This is a genomic window from Mesorhizobium calcicola, from assembly GCF_042682105.1.
Lineage (GTDB): Bacteria > Pseudomonadota > Alphaproteobacteria > Rhizobiales > Rhizobiaceae > Mesorhizobium > Mesorhizobium calcicola.
Genome location: NZ_JBHUGY010000053.1, coordinates 25976 through 49131 on the forward strand (window position 1 = coordinate 25976; position 23156 = coordinate 49131).

Sequence of the window (23156 nt, forward strand, 5' to 3'; positions counted from 1 at the left end):
GCATTCGTTGTCCGGCAACGCTGAAAGGTCCAAGCAAGGAGTGTTCCGATGACCATCCCCTCCGAAATGAAGGCGCTGCTGCTTGTCGGCGACGGCTACACCAGGACGCCTTCCGGCAGTGTGCTGGAAGCGATGGAGCCTTATCTTGAGCCGGGCAGCATCGCAGTGCCGACACCCGGACCGACGCAGGTTCTCATCAAGGTCGGCCTCGCCTCGATCAATCCGTCCGATGTCATGTTCGTCAAGGGCCAGTACGGCCAGCCGCGCGCCAAGGGCCAGCCGGCCGGTTTCGAGGGTGTCGGCATCGTCGTCGCCAGCGGTGACGAGCCCTATCCCAAGAGCCTGATCGGCAAGCGGGTCGCTTTTGCCACCGGCGTCACCAACTGGGGTTCATGGGCCGAATATGCCGTCGCCGAGGCGGTGGTCTGCATCCCGCTGCTCGACACCGTCCGTGACGAGGATGGCGCGGCAATGATCGTCAACCCGCTCACCGCGCTCGCCATGTTCGACATCGTCCGGGACGAAGGCGAAAAGGCCTTCATCATGACCGCCGGCGCCAGCCAGCTCTGCAAGCTGATCATCGGCATGGCCAAGGAAGCGGATTTTCGACCCATCGTCACCGTGCGCCGCGACGATCAGATCGGGGCTCTGAAAGAGCTTGGCGCGGCACACGTCCTCAACGAAAAAGCGCCGGATTTCAAGGCGACGCTGCGCGAGGTGATGAAGGCCGAACAACCGCGCATCTTCCTCGACGCGGTGACCGGGCCGCTGGCCTCCGCCATCTTCGACGCCATGCCGAAGCGCTCGCGCTGGATCATCTATGGGCGGCTCGATCCCGAAGCCACGATCATCCGCGAACCTGGCCAACTGATCTTCCAGCACAAGCAAATCGAAGGTTTCTGGCTGAGCGAGTGGATGCGCCAGTTTCGCGACCGCCGCGGACCGGCGATCCTGGAGGCGCAGAAGCGGTTTTCCGATGGGCGCTGGTCGACCGATGTGACGGCGGTGGTGCCGCTCGCCGAGGCAATGGCGCGGGTGCCGGCGGAACTGGCCAGGCCTAATGGCAAGGTGTTCATTCGGCCGTAGCATGAAGGTGCCAAAAGTTCGAAAGCGAGGCATTCACAGGCTCTCGATGCCGAAAATGCCGGTGTCGGGCTGCCGCCAGCCCGTTGGGCTGACATCCACGTCTTTTCAGCCCTCTATGCCGCGCCGCTTTGTCCGTGATATGCCGCCGCCATCGAATGCCGCCCAGGCAAGGGCCCGTTCCGCAATGTGTGCAGGATGACTAGATGACGATTTCCAAGCCGGTTTTCGACCGTTTGGGTTTTAGCCTGTGGATCGGAGCGTTCGCGGTCGTTCTTGCCATGGTCCTGTGGTCGCCCGACACGCGTACGGTGTTGCTGGCGTACAGAGATGGCAGCGAGAAACTTCTGGCTGGACAGCCGCTCTACAATCTTCAGTCCGAGATGGGTTATCTCTACGCGCCCGCCTTTGCCACGCTTTATGTTCCGGTGCTGAAGCTTGGGCCGCATCTGGGCGGCCTGGTGTGGCATGTCCTGGGCTTCGCGGTGCTGACCTTCGCCGTGATGCGGCAGGTGCGCAAGCTCGGCGGTCAGGAACTGACCTGGCTGCTGTCGTTCGGTCTCTTCCTCGCCTTGCCGATGGCGCTTGGCGCGATCCGCAACGGCCAGTCGACCATCCTGCTGACCGGAGCCTGCTGGCTTCTCACTTTGTCGGCGCTTGAAGGGCGGCGCGCCGAGACCTTCTTCTGGGCCTCGCTTGCCGTCATCGCCAAGCCGACCGCGATCATTATGCTGCTCCTGGCAGGAGCGCTGCGACCCCGGCTGATCCCGGTGTTGGTGCTGGCGGTGCTGTTCGTGCTCGCAATACCTTACGCTTTCGCGCCCGCCGACTATCTCAACGACCAGTATCGCGATTTCGCCCGCATGCTGACCTCGATGGCTGTCGACAAGACCAGTCACTTTGTTACCGCCGATTTCACCGCGCCTTTTGCGACGGCAGGGATGCCCATTGCGGAATCCGGCGCCACGGTGGTGCGCTTCCTGGTCGGCCTGTTGACACTCTGGATCGTGCTCTGGTTCGACCGCAAGCTGGAACAGGGGACGGCGGGGCTGGCGATCTTCCTGACGGCCGCCTTCTACATGTGCGTCTTCAACCCGCGCGTCGAGCCCAACACCTATGCGATGATCGCCGTACCCGCGGGGCTCGCCATAGCCCTGTTGTGGCGCGAAGAACGAGGCGGCACCCTCGCCGCGCTGCTGTCGACGGCGTTGTTTCTGACCGGGCTGAGCGGCGTCGAGCAGCATGTACACGATCTGCTCAACCATTGGTTCCGGCCGGTCGCGGTTGCTTTCATCGCCTGTTCCCTGATCTGGTGGTTCTGGGCCAAGGCGCGGGAAAAGGTGGTGAATGCGGGGGTCGCAAATGGCTGAGTCGCGGCCGACACTCGATATCGTCGCACCGTTCTTGAACGAGGCGCCATCGGCATCGGCCTTCGCCGAATTGCTTGCCGCGCTCGAGGAGGCGGTGTCACAGCGCTTCGGCATGACCGTGCACAAGATCCTGGTCGATGACGGCAGCCGCGATGATGGCTCCGACCGGTTCTCAAAGGCGCTGTCGGGATCCTGGGAGATCGTCCGCCTCAGCCGTAATTTCGGCAAGGAGGTCGCCGTGCTCGCCGGCCTCGACCAGTCGCGCGGCGACATGGTGCTGATCATGGACGCCGACCTCCAGCATTCGATGGACATCAGCCTGAAGCTGATTACCGAACTGGTGGAACACCTGGACATCGACGTCGTCTACGCACAGAACGACCGGCGTGAGGCCAGCTGGCGGCGCAGCCAGCTGGCGCGGCTTTTCTACAGCCTGATCAACTCGAGCCAGCGCTTCGACATTCCCGAAAATGCCGGCGACTTTCGCGTCATGCGCGGCACTGTCGCGCGCGCGCTCACCAGCCTGCGTGACAAGCGTCGCTTCAACAAGGGCCTGTTTGCCTGGGCCGGCTTCCGCCAGAAGGCATTGCCCTACTCGCCCGAGAGTCGCGCCAGCGGCACATCGAAATGGAGCCGGCTCAATCTGATCGCCTTCTCGCTGGAAGGGTTTACGTCGTTTTCCGTCATCCCGTTGCGCATCATCAGCCTGAGCGGGATGCTGGCGGCTTTGGCGGGCCTCGCTTACGGGGCCAAAGTGTTCTTCGAGGTGATGTTCTACGGCATCGCCGTTCCCGGCTATCCCAGCCTTATGGTCGCCGTCGTGCTGCTCGGCGGCCTCAACCTGACCCTGCTTGGCCTGATCGGCGAATATGTCTGGGTCACGCTCAGCGAAAGCAAGGATCGGCCGGTCTATATCGTGCGCGACGTCGTGCGCGGCGATGTCGCTCCCGACAAGCCGGTGTCCGGCGCTCCCAACACATGACGCGGCGTGTCCGCCTGATCGCCGACGACTACGGCCTGGCGCCAGGGGTCTCCGCCGCGATCCTCGACCTGCTCGATCGCCGGCGCCTGACCGGCACCGGTTGCATGACCGGCTTTCCGGAATGGGCGGAGGAGGCTGCGCGCATCAAGCCTTTGTGCGGCCGTGCCGCGGTCGGGCTGCATCTCACCTTGACCGACCAGCCAGCCGTCACCGGCCGCTCGAGCCTGGCGCCGGAAGGCCGGCTGCCGCCGCTCCGCTCGCTGGCATTGCCTGTGCTGCGCGGACGCGTCGACGATCGCGATGTCCATGCCGAGCTCGACGCACAGTACAGCCGCTTTGTCGAAGCCCTCGGGCGCCGGCCCGATTTCGTCGACGGGCATCAGCACGTGCATTTCCTTCCCGTCGTGCGCACATGGCTGCGCGCACGTCTGCATGCGGACAGGCCGGCGCTGCGCGGCGCTCCGGCGCTGACCGGCACATTCGCCGTGGCGCCGAAAGTCGCCGCGATCGCGGCACTCGCTGCCGGCTTCAACCGGTCGATGCAGCATGCCGGCTTCACCATTTTCGAGCCGCTCGCCGGCATCTATGACTGGCGGCAACCCGAAAGGTTCGCATCCGTTCTGCAGGCTGCCGTCGAGGCATTGCCGGAACGTGGGCTGTTCATGTGCCACCCCGGCCATGTCGACGAGACGCTGCGCGCGCGCGATCCGATGCAAGGCGTGCGCGAGGTCGAATTCGCGGTCCTGGCATCGGACGATTTCGGCGCCAGCCTGGCCCGCGCCGGTGTCGCAATCATGGAAGGCAAGGGATGAGCGGCGCGGAGCAGCCCCGGCGTTCGACCGGCAACAAGATCCTCCGGTTTGCCATCGTCGGACTCGCCAACACAGCCATCGACCTTGCCAGCTTTTTCCTGCTGTTCAAGCTGGGGGTTTCGCCGCTGCTGGCCAACGTCGGCGCCTGGTTCGTTGCCGTCACCTTCTCGTTCGTGGCGAACGGTTTCTGGTCCTTCGAGCGCGACCGGGCCATCCGACTGCATGACGCCTTCCTTCGGTTCGTCTCGCTCGGCGCGCTGATTTCGCTCGGTGTCTCCAGCCTTTCGATCGCGCTGTTTGCCGGTTTCGTCGGGGTGTGGCCGGCAAAGATCGGCGGCGTCGTGGTGGCGGCGGTGCTGAATTTCCTCGCCGCGCGCTGGTCGATCGAGGGGCGCTTGCTGAGATAGGCCGGAATTTACCCGGCATGTAGTTTTGCGTCGCCTTCCTCGCCTCGGATGACGCCTCGTTCGTCTCCGGCCACGGCCTGCTCGCCGATGGCGGCTATTCGATCGCCTGATCGCGCCGACCGCAACTTGGGCCGCAGTCCGAGGGTGGCCTGCGCTTCGTCCAGGACCTCGATCCGCCGGCGCGCATCGCCCCGGCGGCCGCCGATCCGACATCCGTTGCCGAGTGCCGCTGAACGAGGATCTAGCGCAGACTTTCCATCTCGCGGATGCGTTTGGCGCCTTTTGCTTCCAGTTGCCTTGTGACGGCGCCGATCAGCGTTTCGGCAACGACGAACAGGGCAGCCGAGGAATCCCATGCCGACGGCACTGCCGTGCGTCCGGCGATGACATGGCGGGCGAAGCGGGCAATCGGCGACAGCCACTGGTCGGTGAACAGCACGATCTGAACGCCGCGCTGATGCGCCTTCTCGGCGAAGCGGACGAGGCTGTCCTGGTAGCGCCTGATGTCGAAGATCACCAGCACGTCGCGCTTGCCCATGTCGATCAGCCGGTCGCGCCACATGCTTTCCTGGCCGGCGAGGTGAAAGACGTCGGGCTGGATGACGGCGAGGTGGGCGGCCATGTAGCGCGCCAGCGGATCGGTGAAGCGGCCGCCGATCAGGAAGGTTTTGCCGCGCCGGTCGGCGAGGCGGGCGGCGATTTCGGCAAGCTGCTTGTCGGAAAGGTGCCTGAACGTTTCGCGCATGTTGTCGAGCGTCGCTTCCAGCATCGGTGATACGGTGCCGCCGCCGGGCGAGGGCGGGTTGAGCGTGCGTATCGCAGGCGACTGCAGCTGCGCCGCCAGTTCGTCCTGCAGGCTCGACTGGAATTCCGGATAGTTCTGGAAGCCCAGCCGGGCAACGAAGCGCAGGATCGTCGGCGAAGAGACGCCGGCCGCGGCCGAGAATTCGGCGACCGTCTTGAGGCCGATCATCGGATAGGAAGCGATCAGTGTCTGGGCCGCGCGCCGTTCACCGGCCGGCATCGTGCCGATGCGGTCGGCGATCAGTTCGGCAATGCTGGAAATCATCTTTTCCCCACCTTGGCTCTTGCCCGCGGTCTTTTCCGAAATCGCATTTGACAAAGTCGGTTAAACTGTATGAAATCATCCACAGGGACGCAATGAGGCAAAATACGTAACATACGATACAGCGCTCCCCGGGGACGGCAGACTATGGAGAAAGCACGGCCCGCCAGCCTTGCATCGTCTGATACCGTGAGGGTGACGAACCCTGGCGGATCGAGCCCTTTCGTGCTGACCTGCGATCACGCCTCGAATTTCCTGCCGGCCGAATTCGGCACGCTCGGCCTCGCCGCCGAGGATCTGTCCCGCCATATCGCCTGGGATCCCGGCGCGCTGCCGGTTGCCCGCCGCATGGCCGAGGCGCTCGACGCGACGCTGGTCGAGACCCGCATTTCCCGCCTCGTCATCGACTGCAACCGTCCCCTCGACGCGCCCGATCTGGTGCCGCCGGTCAGCGAGACCACGGCGATACCAGGCAATACCGGCCTGTCGGAAAAGCAGCGCGCGGCGCGGGTCGCGCTGTCATGGCAGCCATTTCACGCCGCCATCGAGCATATTGTCGACGACAGGCTGGCGCGCGGGCAGGAAACCCGCCTGGTTTCCGTACATTCCTTCACGCCGGTCTACAAAGGCCGCAACCGGCCTTGGCATATCGGCATCATCCATGACGAGGACCGCCGCCTGGCGTCACCGCTGATTGGCGCGCTGAAGCGGCTTGCCGGCGTCACCGTCGGCGTCAACGAGCCCTATTCGCCGGCCGACCGCGTCTATTTCACGCTGGAACGCCACGCACGCTCGCGCGGCCTGCCCTGCGCGATGATCGAAATCCGCAACGACGAAATCGCCGGCGAGACCGGGCAGCGGAAATGGGCGGATCTGCTCACGGGAATTTTTTCGGATCTGGAGCCACAGGAGGCCGGACACACCAGATCGCATTCAGTCGGAAAGTCAGTTCAATCGGCCAGCTAAGAACCAACAGGGGACTTCCAATGGCAGCACCGGGTTATACTGAAGTTGACAAGGCGGAGGACGTAAAGGCCCTCCACAGCATGGGTTACGCCCAGGAATTGGAGCGGCGGCTCAGCCGCTTTTCGAATTTCGCCGTTTCCTTCTCGATCATCTGCATCCTGTCGGGCGGCATCAATTCGCTGGCCCAGGCAACCTCCGGCGCCGGCGGCATCGGCATTGGCATCGGCTGGCTGGTCGGCTGCTTCATCTCGCTGACCTTCGCTGTCGCCATGTCGCAGATCAGCTCGGCCTATCCCACTGCCGGCGGCCTCTATCACTGGGGTTCAATCCTCGGCAACCGCGGCACCGGCTGGGTGACGGCTTGGCTCAACCTGCTTGGCCTGATCACCGTGCTCGGCGCCATCAATGTCGGCACGTGGACGTTCTTCCTCGGCGCCTTCGGGCCGACGCTTGGCATCGAGGGCACGCTGACCAACCAGATGATCTTCCTGATCATCATCACCGGCGCTCAGGCGCTGATCAACCATCTCGGCATCAAGCTGACGGCGAAGCTGACCGACTTCTCGGGCTATCTCATCTTTTTCGGCTCCATTCTGATCGCGGTGGTTTGCCTGATCTCCGCCGAGACCTGGGATTTCAGCCGGCTCTTCACCTTCCACAACTACTCCGGCGACGCTGGCGCCAGCGTCTGGCCGTCTGTTTCGAATGCCTGGGTGTTCGCGCTTGGCCTCTTGCTGCCGATCTATACGATTACCGGGTACGACGCTTCGGCACACACCTCCGAGGAAACCATCAAGGCAGCCTCCTCGGTGCCGCGCGCCATGGTCATGTCGGTGATCTGGTCGGCCCTGTTCGGCTATCTCTTCCTCGTCGCCTTCGTGCTGATGATCCCGAACATGGACGATGCCGCAAAGCAGGGCTGGAACGTGTTTTTCTGGGCCTTCGACCAGCGCGTCAGCCCTGGCATCAAGGAGTTCGTCTATCTCGTCGTGTTCGTCGCGCAGCTTCTGTGCGGCCTCGCAACCGTGACCTCTGCTTCGCGCATGATCTTCGCCTTCTCGCGTGACGGCGGCTTACCGGGCTCGGCGGCACTTGCCAAGGTCAGCCCGACCTACCGCACGCCGGTGGCGGCGATCTGGACGGCCTCGATCCTGTCGGTGCTGTTCGTCTGGGGTTCGACGCTGGTTTCGGTCGCCGGTACTTCGGCCTACACCATCGTGGTGTCCTGCACCGTCATCTTCCTGTTCCTGTCCTTCATCGTGCCGATCGTGCTCGGTATGCTGGCCTGGGGCACGCCGAAATGGGACAAGATGGGCCCGTGGAACATGGGACGCGGTGTTTTCATGCTGTTCGGTCTGCTTTCCATCCTGTCGATGATCCTGATCTTCGTCATCGGTATCCAGCCGCCGAACGATTGGGCGCTTTATATCACCGTCGGTTTCTTCATCCTGACGGCGATCGTCTGGTTTGCCTTCGAGCGAAACCGCTTCCAGGGTCCGCCACTCGGCGACATCATCGCCGCGCGTCAGGCCGCCATCAAGGCGGCCGAACAGGCCGTCGGCGAAACCGGTCACTGACATCGACCATCTTGGCCATGGCCGGCGTTTTGCCGGCCATGGTTTCGTTTGCCCCCCCTCAATCGTCAAGCGCTGGAGTGCCAAAGGAATGGCCGGAAATTTCTCGTTCGATCAGTTGAAGAAAGCGGTCTCCAGCGGCGAGATCGACACTGTGTTGGCCTGCATCGTCGACATGCAGGGGCGACTGGCGGGAAAGCGGTTCCTGGCACGGTACTTCGTCGATTCCGCGCATGACGAAACGCACGGCTGCAACTATCTCTTGGCCGCCGACATCGATATGGAGCCCGTCCCCGGTTACAAGGCGGCAAGCTGGTCCAAGGGCTATGGCGATTTCGTCATGAAGCCGGATCTGGCGACACTGCGGCGCATTCCGTGGCTGGAAAAGACCGCGCTGGTGATCTGCGACGTGCTCGACCACCACACGCGTGACGACCTGCCGCATTCGCCGCGCGCCATCCTCAAGAAGCAGGTCAAGCGGCTGACGGAGCGCGGCTATATCGGCTATTTCGCCTCCGAACTCGAATTCTATCTGTTCAACGAGACCTACGATTCCGCCCGCAAGAAACACTGGCAGGGTCTCGACACCGCCTCGCCCTATATCGGCGACTACCAGATCGGCATCACCACCAAGGAAGAAGGCGTCATGCGCCGGCTTCGCAACGAGATGGAGGCGGCCGGCATCCCGATCGAGAATTCCAAGGGCGAGTGGGGCCCAGGCCAGGAAGAGATCAATGTGCGCTATGCCGAGGCGCTCGACATGGCCGACCGCCATGTCATCCTGAAGAACGGCGCCAAGGAGATTGCCGAGTCCGAAGGCAAGGCGATTTCCTTCATGTCCAAGTACAATTACGGGCTCGCCGGCAATTCCAGCCACATCCACAATTCGCTGTGGAGCGCCGACGGCAAGGCGCCGCTGTTCTTCGACAAGAAGGCCGACTGGACGCTGTCGACGCTTGGCCAGCAATGGGCGGCGGGACAGCTGAAATACGCCAAGGAATTCACCTGGTTCCTGGCGCCCTACATCAACTCCTACAAGCGCTTCCAGGCCGGCACCTTCGCGCCGACCAAGATCATGTGGAGCGAGGACAACCGCACCGCCGGCTTCCGCCTGTGCGGCGAGGGCACCAAGGGCATCCGCATGGAATGCCGCATCGGCGGCGCCGACCTCAACCCCTATCTCGCCTTTGCGGCGCTGATCGCCGCCGGCCTTGCCGGCATCGACGAGAAGCTCGAACTGCAGAAGCCCTTCGTCGGCGATGCCTACCAGGCATCCCGCCTGCCCGAGATCCCGAAGACGCTGCGCGACGCCACCGAGACGCTGGAAAAGTCGAAGATGCTGAAGCAGGCGCTCGGCGAGGATGTGCTCGAACATTACGTCCACACCGCCAAGTGGGAGCAGTTCGAATACGACCGCCGCATTACGGATTGGGAATTGCACAGAGGGTTCGAGCGGTATTAAAGCTGCAATTAGCGTTGACGTCACCTTACTGAAGCTGTAATCCAAAAAAGATCAGGCTTCAGGAGGTGTGAAATGGGAAAGTATTCGCCTTTGCGTTCGTATCTCATGTCCCAGGCCAGTGAGCGGGTTCCGATGTCGTTCAGCGACATCGAGAAGTTGCTTGGCGAGAAACTGCCTGCGTCCAAGCAGTACCCGGCTTGGTGGAGCAACAATCCCAGCAACAATCCTATGACGAAGGAATGGCTGGCCGCAGGGTTCCAAACGGAGTCGGTCAACATCGCCGGCGAAAATCTGGTGTTTCGACGTGCCAAAGGGCCGAAAGGTTTTGCTGAAGCGGCGCAAGCTGAGATCGATGGTACACTGTCGCGCCATCCGATCTTCGGTTGCATGAAAGGCACGCTCACGATCATTCCTGATGTCGATCTGACAGAGCCTGCCGATCCCGATTGGGGCAAAGTCTATGAAGACTGAAAACCTTCTTCTGGATACCTGCGCGGTCATCTGGATATCGCAGGATGAGCCGATTGCCGACAGGGCAATCGCGGCCATCAGCAAGATTCCTCAGTCGGGCACGTTGAACGTGTCGGTGATGACGGCATGGGAGATGGGAATGCTGGTTTCGAAGGGCAGGTTACCATCGACCAAGACTCCTGAGCGCTGGTTCGATGAGTTCGTCGAGGCCGCCGCCGTGGAAGTGGAAGGGGTTACGCCGCGGATCCTTGTTGCGGCGTCCTATCTTCCTGGTGCCGCGCACAACGATCCCATCGACCGGATTCTCATTGCCACCGCGCGAGAGCGCGATCTGACGATCATAACACGCGACCGCGCCATTCTGGCCTACGCCGCGCAGGGCCACGTTCGGGCAATAGCCTGCTAGAAAACAACTTGGAGACGTTTAATTGGAAACCGTGAAACTCAAATCCCCCATCGATGGCTCGATCTATGCCGAGCGGCCCGTGGCAACGGACCAGGCGATCAATGCCGCGGTCGAGCGCGCCAAGGCGGCGCAAGAGAAATGGGCCGAGACGCCGATCGTCGAGCGCGGCAAATACATGCTGGCGATGCTGGAAGCGCTGGTCGCGATGAGCGACGAGATCGTGCCGGAGATCGCCTGGCAGATGGGGCGTCCGGTGCGCTATGGCGGCGAGTTCGGCGGCGTCAAGGAACGCACCAATTACATGGTCGAGATCGCCGAAGCGGCGCTCAAGTCCGTACCGGCCTCCAATCCCAAGGACGGCTTCCGCCGCTACGTGAAAAAAGATCCGCTCGGCGTCGTCATGGTGATCGCGCCCTGGAACTACCCCTACCTCACCGCCGTCAACACCATCGTGCCGGCGCTGATGGCCGGCAACGCCGTCATCCTCAAGCATGCGGCGCAGACGCTGCTGGTCGGCGAGCGCTTCAGCCAAGCTTTCGAAAGGGCTGGCCTGCCCAAGGGCGTGTTCCAGAACATCGTGCTCAACCATGCGCAGACCGAGAAGCTGCTCGGCTCGGGCAAGATCGACCATGTCAATTTCACCGGTTCGGTCGGCGGCGGCCGCGCCATCGAAAAGGCTGCGGCGGGTACCTTCATGACGCTCGGCCTCGAGCTTGGTGGCAAGGATCCGGCCTATGTGCTGCCCGACGCCAAGATGGACCATGCCGTCGCCAATCTGGTCGACGGCGCCTTCTACAATTCCGGCCAGTGCTGCTGCGGCATCGAACGCGTCTACGTGCACGAAAAGGTCTATGACGAATTCGTCGAGGGCTTCATCGCCGAGACCAAGAACTATGTCGTCGGCAATCCGCTCGACCAGGCGACGACGATGGGGCCAATGGCGCAGGCGCGTTTCGCCGACCTGATCCGCGAGCAGAAGGCCGAGGCGCTGCGCAAGGGCGCCAAGGCGCATATCAACCTGAAGGTGGCCAAGGACAAGGCCGGCTCGCCCTATCTGGCGCCGGAGGTGCTGACGCAAGTCGACCATCAGATGAGCGTCATGCGCGAGGAGAGTTTTGGCCCGATCGTCGGCATCATGAAGGTGCGCAACGATGAAGAGGCGATCGCACTGATGAACGACAGCGCCTATGGGCTGACGGCCTCGATCTGGACCCGCGATACCGAGCACGCGGTGGCGATCGGCAACCGCGTCGAGACCGGCACGGTGTTCATGAACCGCTGCGACTATCTCGATCCGGCGCTGGTCTGGACCGGCGTCAAGGACACCGGCAAGGGGGCGGGACTGTCGGCCATCGGCTACGACAATCTGACCCGGCCAAAATCCTTCCACCTGCGCGAAGCCATCTGATTTTTTGAAAGACAAAAATGTCCAAGCTGATCTCCAAATGGAACTACCCCACCACCGTCCGCTTCGGCGCCGGGCGTATCCAGGAACTGCCCGAGGTACTGGCCGCCACCGGTATCAAGCGGCCGCTCTTCGTCACCGATCCCGGCCTCGCCAAGCTGCCGGTCGTCGCTTCGACGCTGAAAATCCTCGATGACGCCAAGGTCCCCTATGGTGTGTTTTCCGAGGTGAAGCCGAACCCGGTCGAGTCCAACCTCACCGCCGGCATCGCCGTCTTCAAGAAGGGCAAGCATGACGGCGTCATCGCCTTCGGCGGCGGCTCGGCGCTCGATCTCGGCAAGCTGATCGCCTTCCAGGCCGGGCAGACGCGGCCGGTGTGGGATTTCGAGGATGTCGGCGACTGGTGGACGCGCGCCAATTCAGACGCGATCGCGCCGATCATCGCGGTTCCGACCACGGCCGGCACCGGATCGGAAGTGGGCCGCGCCGGCGTCATCACCAATGAGGAGACGCACACCAAGAAGGTCATCTTCCATCCGAAGCTTTTGCCGGCCATCGTCATCGCCGATCCGGAACTGTCGGTCGGCATGCCCGCTTTCATCACCGCCGGCACCGGCATGGACGCGCTTGCCCACTGCCTCGAAGCCTATTGTGCGCCGGGCTATCACCCGATGGCTGACGGCATCGCGGTGGAAGGCATCCGGCTGGTCTTCGAGAACCTGCCGAAGGCCTATGCCAACGGCAAGGACCTTGTCGCGCGCGCCCACATGATGAGCGCCGCCGCCATGGGCGCCGCCGCCTTCCAGAAGGGGCTTGGCGCCATCCACTCGCTGTCGCACCCGATCGGCGCGCTCTACGACACCCATCACGGCATGACCAACGCGGTGTTCATGCCCTATGTGCTGGCCTTCAACCGGGACTCCATCGAAGAGCGCATTGCCCGGCTCGCCGCCTATTGCGGCATCAAGGGCGGCTTCGACGGCTTCGCCAAGGCGATCATCAAGCTGCGCAAGGAACTCAAGGTGCCGCATGCGCTGCCGGGCCTGATCAAGGGGCTCGACATGGACAAGAAGCGCAAGGGACTGATCGCCGACATGGCGGTGGTCGATCCGACCGCCGGCGGCAATCCGGTCAAGCTGACCAAGAAGGCGGCGCTGACCCTGCTCGAAAACGCCATCGCCGGCACCGTCTGAGACGGCTTTGACTGTCGAAAATTGATCCGGAAAATCAGGGCAAACCAAGGGGGAAAGGATGAAGCGCAAGACAGAAAGTAATTAGCCGGAAAAATAAGTGATGGCTAATTGCTACAGCCGGTTAAAAAGAGTTAACTTTTCATGCTGCCAGCCACTGGTTTCACATAGCTTTCATCTGGCTGTCACATGAAAACGATACCGCATCGCAGGCGTCCAACGGCGTCAGTTCAACGGAGAGAACACATGTTCAAATTCACGGGGAAAGTGCTTTCCCTTTCGGCCGCGGCGCTTTTCGCGTCGACGGTGATTTCGTCCGCGGCTTCGCTGGACGATCTCGTCAAGGCCGCCAAGGCCGAAGGCCAGCTCACCACCATCGCTTTGCCGCATGACTGGTGTGGCTACGGCGACGTCATCGCCGGCTTCAAGGCGAAGTATCCGGAAATCACCATCAACGAGCTCAACCCCGATGCCGGCTCCGGCGACGAGGTCGAGGCGATCAAGGCGAACAAGGACAACAAGGGCCCGCAGGCGCCTGACGTCATCGACGTCGGCCTGTCTTTCGGCCCCACAGCCAAGGCGGACGGCCTGATCCAGCCCTACAAGGTGTCGACCTGGGACTCGATCCCCGACAGCGCCAAGGACGCCGAAGGTTTCTGGACCGGCGACTATTACGGCGTGCTGTCCTTCCAGGTGAATAAGGACCTCGTCAAGGAAGCTCCGGCCGACTGGGCCGACCTGCTGAAGCCGGAATTCGCCAACTCGGTGGCCCTTGCCGGTGATCCGCGCGCCTCGAACCAGGCCATCCAGGCGGTTTACGCCGCCGGCCTGTCGTCTGGCGCCGCCGCTGGTGAAGCTGCCGGCACCGCCGGCCTCGACTTCTTCAAGAAGCTCAATGCCGCCGGCAATTTTGTCCCGGTCATCGGCAAGGCCGCCACGCTCGCCCAGGGTCAGACCCCGATCCTCGTCACCTGGGACTACAACGCGCTCGCCGGCCGTGACACGCTGAAGGGCAACCCGCCCGTCGACGTCGTCGTGCCGAAGACCGGTGTCGTGGCCGGTGTGTACGTGCAGGCGATCAGCGCCTATGCGCCGCACCCGAACGCGGCCAAGCTTTGGCTGGAGTACCTCTATTCCGACGAAGGCCAGGTCGCGTGGCTGAAGGGCTATTGCCACCCGATCCGCTTCAACGATCTCGCCAAGAACGGCAAGATCCCGGCTGATATCCTGGCCAAGCTGCCGCCGGCCGAAGCCTATGCGGCCGCGGTGTTCCCGACGCTCGACGAGCAGGGCAAGGCCAAGGAAGCCATCACCAAGAACTGGGACGCCGTTGTCGGCGCCAACGTCAAGTAACAGTTGAAATCCACCGGGCGGCTTCGCGGCCGCCCGGTCCTTCTCTCGAAGACGGTAGCCGGCGCATGACCGATATCTCAATGTCCGACCACGCTGTTACCGGGAAGACCGCGCCTCCCGCAGAGGCACGCAGCATGAGGCTGCCGACGCAGTGGCTCGGCGTTGCCCCTTTCTTCATTTTCGCCATCATGTTCCTGATCCTGCCCACGCTCTATCTGATGCTGGGCGCATTCCAGAACGATGCCGGTGAGTTCACCTTCGAAAACATCGCAGCACTGGCGCAGCCGTCGATCGTTGCCGCCTACTGGATCTCGATCAAAGTCAGCCTCGCCTCATCGTTGATTGGTGCCTTCGCCGGTCTCGCCATCGCCATCGCCATCGTGCGCGGCGGTCTGCCGGAGTGGATACGCTCGGCGACGCTGACCTTCTCTGGTGTCGCTTCCAATTTCGCCGGCGTGCCGCTGGCCTTCGCCTTTCTCGCCACGCTCGGCCGGCTCGGCCTTGCCACGGTGCTCCTGAACACCCTGTTCGGCCTCAATATTTACGCCCACGGCTTCAACATCCTGTCGTTCTGGGGGCTGACGCTGACCTATGTCTACTTCCAGATTCCGCTGATGGTGGTGATCATCGTGCCAGCTATCGACGGCTTGAAGAAGGAGTGGGGCGAGGCCGCCGCGACGCTCGGCGCGACCATGGCGCAATACTGGCGCATGGTGGTCATTCCGGTGATCTGGCCGAGCTTCCTCGGCACCGTGATCCTGCTGTTCGCCAACGCCTTCGGCGCCATCGCCACCGCCTATGCGCTGACCGGCTCGTCGCTCAACATCGTGCCGATCCTGCTCTATGCGCAGATACGCGGCGACGTGCTGCACAATGCCCATCTTGGCTACGCGATCGCCTTCGGCATGATCTTCATCACCGGCCTAGCCAATGTCTTCTACATCTGGTTCCGGACCCGTTCAGAGAGGTGGCTGAAATGAAGTCGGGAAAGTTCTGGGCCTGGGTCGTTTTCGCGCTGGGCGCGGCCTATTTCTTCATCCCGCTGATCGCGACGGTGGAGTTCTCCATGCGCATGCGGCGCGGCGTCTATTCCCTTGACGCCTACAAGGTCGTGCTGGGCGATGCACGCTTCCAGGCGTCGTTCGGCTATTCGGTGCTTGCCGCCGTTTTCACCATCATTCTCGGCGTGCTGATCGTCGTGCCCGCCGCCTACTGGATTCGGCTGCGCCTGCCGCAGCTGCGCCCCATCGTCGAGTTCATCACGCTGCTGCCGCTGGTTATCCCGGCAATCGTCATCGTCTTCGGCTATATCAGAATGTACGGATCGAATTCGCCGCTGCCGTTCCTGGCAAGCGACACCGGTACGAACGCCCTGCTGGTCATCGGCTATGCCACGCTGTCGCTGCCCTATATGTACCGTGCGGTCGACACCGGGCTCAGAACCATTGACGTGCGGACGCTGACGGAGGCGGCGCAGATCCTTGGCGCCGGCTGGTCGACGATCATCACGCGCGTTATCCTGCCCAATGTGCTGATCGCGGTGTTGTCGGGTGCGTTCCTGACCTTCGCGATCGTCATTGGCGAGTTCACCATGGCCAGCCTGCTCAATCGGCCCGCCTTTGGCCCGTATCTGCAGAACATCGGCGCCAACCGCGCCTATGAGCCGGCAGCCCTTGCCATCATAGCTTTCGCCATCACCTGGGGCTGCATGTCGCTGATCCAGATCCTGTCCCGCTTCGCGCCGCGATCAGCGAACCGCCCCAATTGATCGAAAAGTACTGATCGAAAGAACAACACCATGGCCGACCCGTTTCTCTCCATCCAGCACGTGCGAAAATCCTTCGGTGCCACCACGGTGGTGGAGGATTTCAATCTCGACGTCGAGCCGGGTGAATTCGTCTCGTTTCTCGGGCCGTCCGGCTGCGGCAAAACCACCGTGCTGCGCATGGTGGCCGGCTTCGAGGAGCCGACAGCCGGCAAGATCGTCGTTGCCGGCAAGGACATCACCCGGCTGAAGCCCAACCAGCGCAATGTCGGCATGGTGTTCCAGGCCTACGCACTGTTCCCGAACCTGACCGTGGCGCAGAATATAGGCTTCGGCCTGAAGGTCGCCGGCATGCCCAGGGCGGACATCGATGCCCGTGTCGCCGAGATGCTCGGCATCATCAAGCTGCCGCAGATGGCGGACCGCTATCCCTACCAGCTCTCGGGCGGCCAGCAGCAGCGCATAGCGCTGGCCCGAGCCATCGCGCCGAAGCCGAAGCTGCTGCTGCTTGACGAGCCGCTGTCGGCTCTCGACGCCAAGGTGCGCGTGTCGCTGCGCGAGGAAATCCGCTCGATCCAGAAGAAGCTCGGCATCACCACCATCTTCGTCACGCACGACCAGGAAGAAGCGCTGTCGATCTCGGACCGCATCGCCGTGATGTATGGCGGCAAGGCCGAGCAGGTCGGCACGCCCTTCGAGATCTACAACCGGCCGGCAACCAAGTTCGTCGCCAATTTCGTCGGCACGCTGAACGTGCTCGAAGGTAAGGTCACCGATGCTGCGTCCGGCACGGTGCAAGTCGACACCCAGCAAGTCTCGCTCAAGGGCAAGCTCAACGGCTCGAAATCCGGCGACACGCTGTCGCTGGCGCTGCGGCCCGAGGCAATTTCGCTTGGCCGCCAGCCCGGCCGCGACTCCAGCCTGTCAGGCGAGATCTCGGAAGTGCATTTCCTCGGCTCGGTCATCCGGGTTCGTGTCGGCATCGGCGGCAACACGGTATCGCTGGACACGTTCAACAGCCCGGCCGCGCCGCCGCCGGCCGTCGGGGAAAAGGCCGAGATTTCGTTCTCCTCGAGCGACATGCTGGTGCTGCACTAAGGCTGTGCCGATATTCAGGTGATGCAGGCCTGCAAACGGCGGTTTCCTGCGCTTCCGGGCGGGGAGTGTGCTGGACAATCAACAGCATCCTGTCATCTAGCCACTGCCAACGATCCCGCTTCGCCGCTACGATAGGGCATGGCGCTTTTCGAACTGACCCTTGTCCTCCTGCTGATCGCCGTCGCGCTGACGGGACTGTCGCGGCGTTTGGAGATACCGTATCCTTCGCTGCTGGCTCTGGCCGGCGCCGGTCTCGCTTTCGTGCCTGGCGCACCGACGATCGAGATCGACCCGGAGCTGGCGCTGGCGCTGTTCATTGCGCCGGTGCTTCTGGACGCCGCCTACGACACTTCGTTGCGGGATCTCAACCGCTACCGGCTGCCGCTCGCAGCTTTGGCGCTCGGCGCCGTCATCTTCACCACGGCGATCGTCGCTTTCGTCGGCTGGAAAATGGCCGGACTGCCGATCGCCGCGGCGATAGCGCTCGGCGCCATCGTCGCGCCGCCGGACGCGGTGGCGGCAAGCGCCGTGCTCGGGCAATTCAAGGTGCCGCACCGCATCACCGCCATCCTGCAGGGCGAGAGCCTGCTCAACGATGCCACCGCGCTCCTGGTCTACCGGCTGGCGGTTTCGGCAGCGCTCGGCTCGATCATGCTGAGCAACGCCATTCCGACGATCTTGTTGTCAACCATAGGCAGCCTGGTCGCGGGTTATCTGCTTGGCCGCTTTTCGCTGCTGACACTCACCCGGATCGAGGATGCGGCAAGCAGCACCGTGGTGCAATTCGCCGGGACATTCGGGGTCTGGATCCTGGCCGACAGGCTGGGCCTGTCCGCCATCATCACCATCGTCGTCTATGCCATGACCCTCGCGCGCAGGGCGCCGCGCCGCATGTCGGCAAGGCGACGCGTCAGCACCTATTCGGTGTGGGAGTCGGCGGTCTTCGTGCTCAACGTGCTGGCCTTTGTGCTGATGGGTTTGCAGGCACGGTCGATCGTCGGCCGGCTTGCCGGGGACGGGCAGGGCGAAGCATTCGTCTTCGCCGCAACGGTGCTGGCCGTCGTCATCGTGTCGCGCCTCGTCTGGGTGTTGGGTTATGGCGTGATTATACGATGGTTTGCCCGCTTCGACAGTGGGGACCGAAGGCGGGATGTGCCATCGGTTCGCGGCGGCGTGCTTGTCGGCTGGTGCGGCATGCGCGGGCTGGTGACGTTGGTCGCGGCCTTCGCCTTGCCGGCTGAATTTCCCGGCCGCGATCCGATCGTGCTTGCCGCCTTCGCGGTCGTTCTCGGCACGCTGGTGCTGCAAGGAATGACGCTGAAGCCGCTGCTGCGGATACTCAACTTCGATCCGGACAGAACGGTCGACAACGAGGTGGCGCAGGCGCGGGTTGCCATCATGCAGGCAGCGCTCGACGTGTTGAGCCGCAAGACGTCGGCAGCGGCTGCTGTCGTGCGCGAGCAGTACGAGGCGCAGCGCCTGATCGCGGAAAACCCGGAGGACGCTCAGGCGGCGACGGAGTATGATCGGCTGCGCCTCTATGCCATCAAACGCCAGCGCGACACGCTCGAGGAACTGCGCCGCAACGGCACGATCGGCGACGAGGCCTATCACCGGCTTGAAGAGGAAATCGACTGGTCGGAGCTGGCGGCATCGCCGGCTGGAAGTTTCCAGCCGCTGACGACGTGAGATTTCGCTGTTTTCCGGCGCCCGCAGGATACCGAGCTGTCCCGGAATCGGTGCATGATCCGGCATCAGAAGCCGGGGAGGGCTTCTGGCCCAAGCCGCTGCCATTTCCCCGCATTGCAACCAATCTGCCGAACCATTATTGCCATTATCGAAATTGAGCCGGATAAGCAATGAAGCTGGTCAGCTACAACATCCAGTACGGTTTCGGCAGCGACGGCCGCTACGATCTTGCGCGCGCCGCGCGTATCGTTGCGGGTGCCGATGTCATTGCGCTGCAGGAGGTGGAGCGGCATTGGCAGCGCAGCAATTACGACGACCAGCCGGAGCTGCTTTCCAGTCTCTTGCCCGACTATCACTGGGTCTACGGTCCGGCCTTCGACATGGACGCCAGCGAACCGCATGGTGGTCGTGTCGTCAACCGACGCCGGCAGTTCGGCACCATGGTGCTGTCGAAGCTACCGATCGCCTGGTCGCGGCTGCATGCGCTGCCGATGCGTCGCACGCTGCGGCCGCTCAACACCCGCAATGCAGGGCTCGAATGCATGATCCGCACGCCGGCCGGCCCGGTTCGGGTGTTCTCGCTGCATCTCGCCCATATCGCGGTTGAAGAGCGGCTGGAGCAGATCGACTATCTCATGGCCGAGCACCGCCGGGCGCCCTCCGATGGCGGGCCGTGGAGCGGCGTCGATGACGAGCCCGCGCGCAACTGGACGCACGGCGAGCCGGAGCCGGAAAACCCGCTGGCAGCGATCTGGCTGGGCGATTTCAACATGGAGCCGGGTAGTGCTGAATATGGCCGCATCGTCGGCAGCGCGCCCTACCATCGCGGGGCCGCCTACCTCGATGGCTTCGTCGACGCCGCTGCTGTTGCCAGCGAGCCGGTCGCGGATTTCCACACCCATGTGAAGACCATCCACGGCAAGGTGGCAAAACGCCGGCTCGACCATTGCTTTGTCGGCGGCATGTTTGCCGGGCGCGTCCGCTCGGTCAGCGCCGACACTGATGAGGTCGCGTCGGACCATTTTCCGCTGCGGGTCGACATCGATCTCGAAACGCCGCTTGCCGTGCAGCGCGGCGGATGATCCGGCAATGACCTTGTTCGTGTTCTCCGCCGTGCTTGCCGCCGCCGCCATGCATGCGATCTGGAACGCGCTGGTCAAGGTCCATCTCGACCGCTTCCTGTCGATCACGCTGATGACGCTCGGCATGGGCGCCGCAGCGCTGTTGGTGCTGCCTTTCGTCGAAGTGCCGAAAGCAGAAGTGTGGCCCTACATCGTGGCCTCGGTGATCTTCCACATGGGCTACCGGACCTTCCTGATCGGCGCCTACCAGGCGGGTGATTTCGCCCAGACCTATCCGCTGGCGCGCGGCACAGCACCGCTGCTGGCAGCCCTTGGCGGCATGTTCGTGGTCGCCGAGGTGCCGGCGCCGCTTGCCATTCTCGGCATTTTTCTGCTGTCGGCCGGCACGCTGGTGATGTCGTTTCGCGGCGGCGCGCGTCTGGAAAAGCTCAATTTGCGCGCGGTCGGCTTTGCGTTGGGCACCTCGATCTTCATCGCCAGCTATACGCTCTCCGACGGCAGTGGCGCACGGCTGGCCGCCACGGCGCAAAGCTACGCCGCCTGGCTGTTCATCTGCGATGCGCTTGGAGCGCTGGTGCTGTGCCTCATCTTTCGCGGCCCGAAGGCGCTGCCGGTGCTGGCGCGCGACTGGAAGGCGGGCCTGTTCACCGGCGTGCTCAGCGGTGCCGCCTACTGGATCGTGATGTGGGCGATGACCAAGGCGCCGATCGCCTCGGTGGCGTCGCTGCGCGAGACCTCGATCCTGTTTGCCATGATGATTTCGGTCTTCGCGCTCGGCGAGAAGATGACGGGCTGGCGCGGAGCCGCCGCGCTCAGCATTGTCGCCGGCGTTGTGGCGCTCAGGCTGGGCTGACTGCTGCCGTTAGAGCCGGATGATTTCAGGTCGAATCGGCCTGAAATCATCCGGCTCTAACTCAAAGAGATGGAGCATGATGTCGTCCGAAAACCGCTTCACACTTTTCGGCATCATGCTCCAGGCCGGCTTTCGGAACGCCGCGCGGTCACTTTCTCGTAAGATCGAGGTCGAAGACCATCAATCCGTCGGTGCCGCCTTCGAGCGCCGCAACCAGCCGGGCGCCGGCGCGCTGATGCGCCTCGTGCACCAGATACGCGTCGCGGGCGGCATCATCGCGGAAGTCGATGGTGAAGCCATGGGTGAAGCCGCGCGCGAACGGCTCGGGGCTGACATTGGCGCTGAACTTGACCGTGTCCATGCCGTCGATCACCTGTCGCAGCGCCTCGAGATCGGCATGGATCGCCACGCGCTCGGCGTTGGGAACATCGTTGCGAAACTTGGCGAAGACACAGTGCCTGATCATCGGATTGTCGTTCCCCTTAAGCCGCGCGGTTTCCGGAAAACACGGCCGGCGGCAGTGGCTCGCGGCCGAGGATCAGGTCGGCACCTTTCTCGCCGACCATGATGGTCGGCGCATTGGTGTTGGAGGAGGGCACGCGGGGCATGACCGAGGCGTCGCAGACCCGCAGGCCCTCGATGCCGCGCAGCCGCAGGTCCGGCGTCACCACCGCCATGCCGTCGTGGCCCATGCGGCAGGTGCCGACCGGATGGTGGTCGGTCTTGGAACTGCGGCAGGCATAGTCGAACAGCTCGTCGTCGCTGGCGAGCGACGGACCGGGCAGCACCTCTCGCAGCACGAAGGGCTGAAGTGCCTTCTGGCGCATGATCTCGCGCGCCAGCCTGAGCCCCTTGATCGACATGGCGCGATCGTAGGGATCGGACCAGTAGTTCGGATCGATCAGCGGGTGGTCGGCCGGATCGGCGCTTTTCAGCCGCACCGTGCCGCGCGAGCGCGGCCGCAGGAAGGCGGAGTTCAGGGTGACGCCCGGGTTGTTCAGCTTCTCGACACCGGCCTCGATGCCGGAGCCGAGGCCGAGATGGAACTGGATGTCGGGCGAGGCGGCGGTCGGGTCGGCGTACCAGAAGCCGCCGGTCTCGAACAGGCTGGAGGCCACCGGTCCCTTCTTCAGCAGCAGATATTGCAGGCCGGCCCAGGCCATGCGGTGCAGCTTGGCGTAATTGTCATAGGTGTGGTCGCCGGTGCATTCGGCGATGACGAACAGGTCGAGATGGTCCTGCATGTTGGAGCCGACGCCGGGCAGGTCATGCACCGGCGTTACGCCGACCGACTTCAGGTGGTCGGCGGGGCCGATGCCCGACTGCATCAACAGCTTCGGCGAGCCGATGGCGCCGGAGGAGACGATCACCTCGCGCCCGGCGCGCAGGATTTTCTTCTCGCCACCCGGCCTGTCGACGATCTCGACGCCGACGGCGCGGCCGTTCTCGACGACGATGCGGGTCACCAGCACATCGGTCCTGACGGTCAGGTTCTTGCGGGCGCGGATCGGCTTGAGATAGGCGACCGAGGCGGATGAGCGCTTCGCATCCTTCTGGGTCAGCTGGTAGTAGCCGACGCCTTCCTGGCTGGCGCCGTTGAAGTCCGGGTTGAAGGGAATGCCCATCTCCTGGCCGGCGCGGAAATAGGCTTCGCAGATCGGCAGCGGCGAAATCGGGTTCGACACGCCGAGCGGGCCCTGGTCGCCGTGAAAGTCGTTGGCGTAGCGCTGGTTGTTCTCGGCGCGTTTGAAATAGGGCAGCACGTCGCGATAGCCCCAGCCGGCGAGACCCTCTTCCTTCTCCCAGGCGTCGTAGTCGCGGGCATTGCCGCGCGTATAGATCTGGGCGTTGATGGAGGAGCCGCCACCGACCACCTTGGCCTGCGTGTACCAGAAGACGCGGTCCTTCATGTGCTGCTGCGGCACGGTCGACCAGCCCCACGAAGCAATGCCCTTGGTCATCTTGGCAAAGCCCGCCGGCATGTGGATGTAGGGATGCCAGTCCTTGCCGCCGGCCTCCAGCAGCAAAACCGAATTCGCTGGATCCTCGCTCAACCGGTTGGCCAGAACGCAGCCGGCCGGGCCGGCGCCCACGATGATGTAGTCGGTCATGACACTGTCCA

Annotated in this window: 22 protein-coding genes; 19 read left to right on the forward strand and 3 right to left on the reverse strand. The window is 63.4% G+C overall.

Annotation, left to right across the window (positions count from 1 at the left end; genetic code table 11):
* Positions 1-48: 48 nt before the first annotated feature.
* From ACFSQT_RS30185 to ACFSQT_RS30205, 5 genes are all read left to right on the forward strand, one after another.
* On the forward strand, positions 49-1086 hold the full coding sequence (locus tag ACFSQT_RS30185; protein WP_379025004.1) for a zinc-binding dehydrogenase: 1038 nt from the start codon (positions 49-51) through the stop codon (positions 1084-1086).
* 203 nt (positions 1087-1289) lie between these two features.
* Positions 1290-2453 carry a glycosyltransferase 87 family protein gene (locus ACFSQT_RS30190; RefSeq protein ID WP_379025006.1) on the forward strand — a complete coding sequence of 388 codons (1164 nt, stop codon included), beginning with the start codon at positions 1290-1292 and terminating at the stop codon, positions 2451-2453.
* Positions 2446-3435 carry a glycosyltransferase gene (locus tag ACFSQT_RS30195; RefSeq protein ID WP_379025008.1) on the forward strand — a complete coding sequence of 330 codons (990 nt, stop codon included), beginning with the start codon at positions 2446-2448 and terminating at the stop codon, positions 3433-3435. Before ACFSQT_RS30190 ends, ACFSQT_RS30195 begins: the two co-directional genes overlap by 8 nt.
* Positions 3432-4247 carry a ChbG/HpnK family deacetylase gene (locus tag ACFSQT_RS30200; protein WP_379025010.1) on the forward strand — a complete coding sequence of 272 codons (816 nt, stop codon included), beginning with the start codon at positions 3432-3434 and terminating at the stop codon, positions 4245-4247. The genes ACFSQT_RS30195 and ACFSQT_RS30200 overlap by 4 nt, the downstream gene beginning before the upstream one ends.
* Positions 4244-4654, forward strand: a complete 411-nt coding sequence (locus tag ACFSQT_RS30205) for a GtrA family protein (RefSeq protein WP_379025012.1) — start codon at positions 4244-4246, stop codon at positions 4652-4654. The genes ACFSQT_RS30200 and ACFSQT_RS30205 overlap by 4 nt, the downstream gene beginning before the upstream one ends.
* A gap of 241 nt (positions 4655-4895) precedes the next feature.
* Here the strand turns inward: ACFSQT_RS30205 and ACFSQT_RS30210 are convergent, their stop codons facing one another.
* Positions 4896-5723: a MurR/RpiR family transcriptional regulator gene (locus ACFSQT_RS30210; RefSeq protein WP_379025014.1), complete on the reverse strand. Its 828-nt coding sequence runs from the start codon at positions 5721-5723 to the stop codon at positions 4896-4898.
* 144 nt (positions 5724-5867) lie between these two features.
* Between ACFSQT_RS30210 and ACFSQT_RS30215 the strand changes: the two genes are divergently transcribed.
* From ACFSQT_RS30215 to ACFSQT_RS30280, 14 genes are all read left to right on the forward strand, one after another.
* Complete coding sequence (locus tag ACFSQT_RS30215; RefSeq protein WP_379025016.1) at positions 5868-6686, forward strand: N-formylglutamate amidohydrolase; 819 nt, start codon at positions 5868-5870, stop codon at positions 6684-6686.
* Positions 6687-6706: 20 nt separating this feature from the next.
* Positions 6707-8263 (forward strand): amino acid permease, encoded by a 1557-nt coding sequence (locus ACFSQT_RS30220; protein ID WP_379025018.1) that lies wholly within the window; start codon positions 6707-6709, stop codon positions 8261-8263.
* A gap of 88 nt (positions 8264-8351) precedes the next feature.
* Complete coding sequence (locus ACFSQT_RS30225; protein WP_379025020.1) at positions 8352-9722, forward strand: glutamine synthetase family protein; 1371 nt, start codon at positions 8352-8354, stop codon at positions 9720-9722.
* Between the two features lie 72 nt (positions 9723-9794).
* Entirely contained in the window at positions 9795-10193 is a 399-nt protein-coding gene (locus ACFSQT_RS30230; protein WP_379025022.1) for a DUF7662 domain-containing protein, read from the forward strand.
* Positions 10183-10599, forward strand: coding sequence for a type II toxin-antitoxin system VapC family toxin (locus ACFSQT_RS30235; RefSeq protein WP_379025024.1), 417 nt, complete (start codon positions 10183-10185; stop codon positions 10597-10599). Before ACFSQT_RS30230 ends, ACFSQT_RS30235 begins: the two co-directional genes overlap by 11 nt.
* A gap of 22 nt (positions 10600-10621) precedes the next feature.
* Positions 10622-12007, forward strand: coding sequence for an aldehyde dehydrogenase family protein (locus tag ACFSQT_RS30240; RefSeq protein ID WP_379025026.1), 1386 nt, complete (start codon positions 10622-10624; stop codon positions 12005-12007).
* Between the two features lie 17 nt (positions 12008-12024).
* Complete coding sequence (locus ACFSQT_RS30245; protein WP_379025028.1) at positions 12025-13197, forward strand: iron-containing alcohol dehydrogenase; 1173 nt, start codon at positions 12025-12027, stop codon at positions 13195-13197.
* A gap of 243 nt (positions 13198-13440) precedes the next feature.
* Complete coding sequence (locus ACFSQT_RS30250) at positions 13441-14547, forward strand: ABC transporter substrate-binding protein (protein ID WP_379025030.1); 1107 nt, start codon at positions 13441-13443, stop codon at positions 14545-14547.
* A gap of 65 nt (positions 14548-14612) precedes the next feature.
* Positions 14613-15527, forward strand: coding sequence for an ABC transporter permease (locus ACFSQT_RS30255; RefSeq protein WP_379025032.1), 915 nt, complete (start codon positions 14613-14615; stop codon positions 15525-15527).
* Positions 15524-16315, forward strand: coding sequence for an ABC transporter permease (locus ACFSQT_RS30260; protein ID WP_379025034.1), 792 nt, complete (start codon positions 15524-15526; stop codon positions 16313-16315). Before ACFSQT_RS30255 ends, ACFSQT_RS30260 begins: the two co-directional genes overlap by 4 nt.
* Positions 16316-16345: 30 nt before the next feature.
* Positions 16346-17410, forward strand: a complete 1065-nt coding sequence (locus tag ACFSQT_RS30265; RefSeq protein WP_379025036.1) for an ABC transporter ATP-binding protein — start codon at positions 16346-16348, stop codon at positions 17408-17410.
* A 138-nt stretch (positions 17411-17548) separates the two neighbouring features.
* Positions 17549-19099, forward strand: coding sequence for a cation:proton antiporter (locus ACFSQT_RS30270; RefSeq protein ID WP_379025038.1), 1551 nt, complete (start codon positions 17549-17551; stop codon positions 19097-19099).
* 170 nt (positions 19100-19269) lie between these two features.
* Entirely contained in the window at positions 19270-20181 is a 912-nt protein-coding gene (locus ACFSQT_RS30275) for an endonuclease/exonuclease/phosphatase family protein (protein ID WP_379025040.1), read from the forward strand.
* A 7-nt stretch (positions 20182-20188) separates the two neighbouring features.
* On the forward strand, positions 20189-21034 hold the full coding sequence (locus ACFSQT_RS30280) for an EamA family transporter (protein ID WP_379025042.1): 846 nt from the start codon (positions 20189-20191) through the stop codon (positions 21032-21034).
* Positions 21035-21182: 148 nt separating this feature from the next.
* Here ACFSQT_RS30280 and ACFSQT_RS30285 read toward each other — a convergent pair whose 3' ends face one another.
* Both ACFSQT_RS30285 and ACFSQT_RS30290 read right to left on the reverse strand, forming a co-directional pair.
* Entirely contained in the window at positions 21183-21500 is a 318-nt protein-coding gene (locus tag ACFSQT_RS30285; protein ID WP_379025044.1) for a Dabb family protein, read from the reverse strand.
* Between the two features lie 16 nt (positions 21501-21516).
* Positions 21517-23145: a GMC family oxidoreductase gene (locus ACFSQT_RS30290; protein WP_379025046.1), complete on the reverse strand. Its 1629-nt coding sequence runs from the start codon at positions 23143-23145 to the stop codon at positions 21517-21519.
* Positions 23146-23156 lie beyond the last annotated feature (11 nt).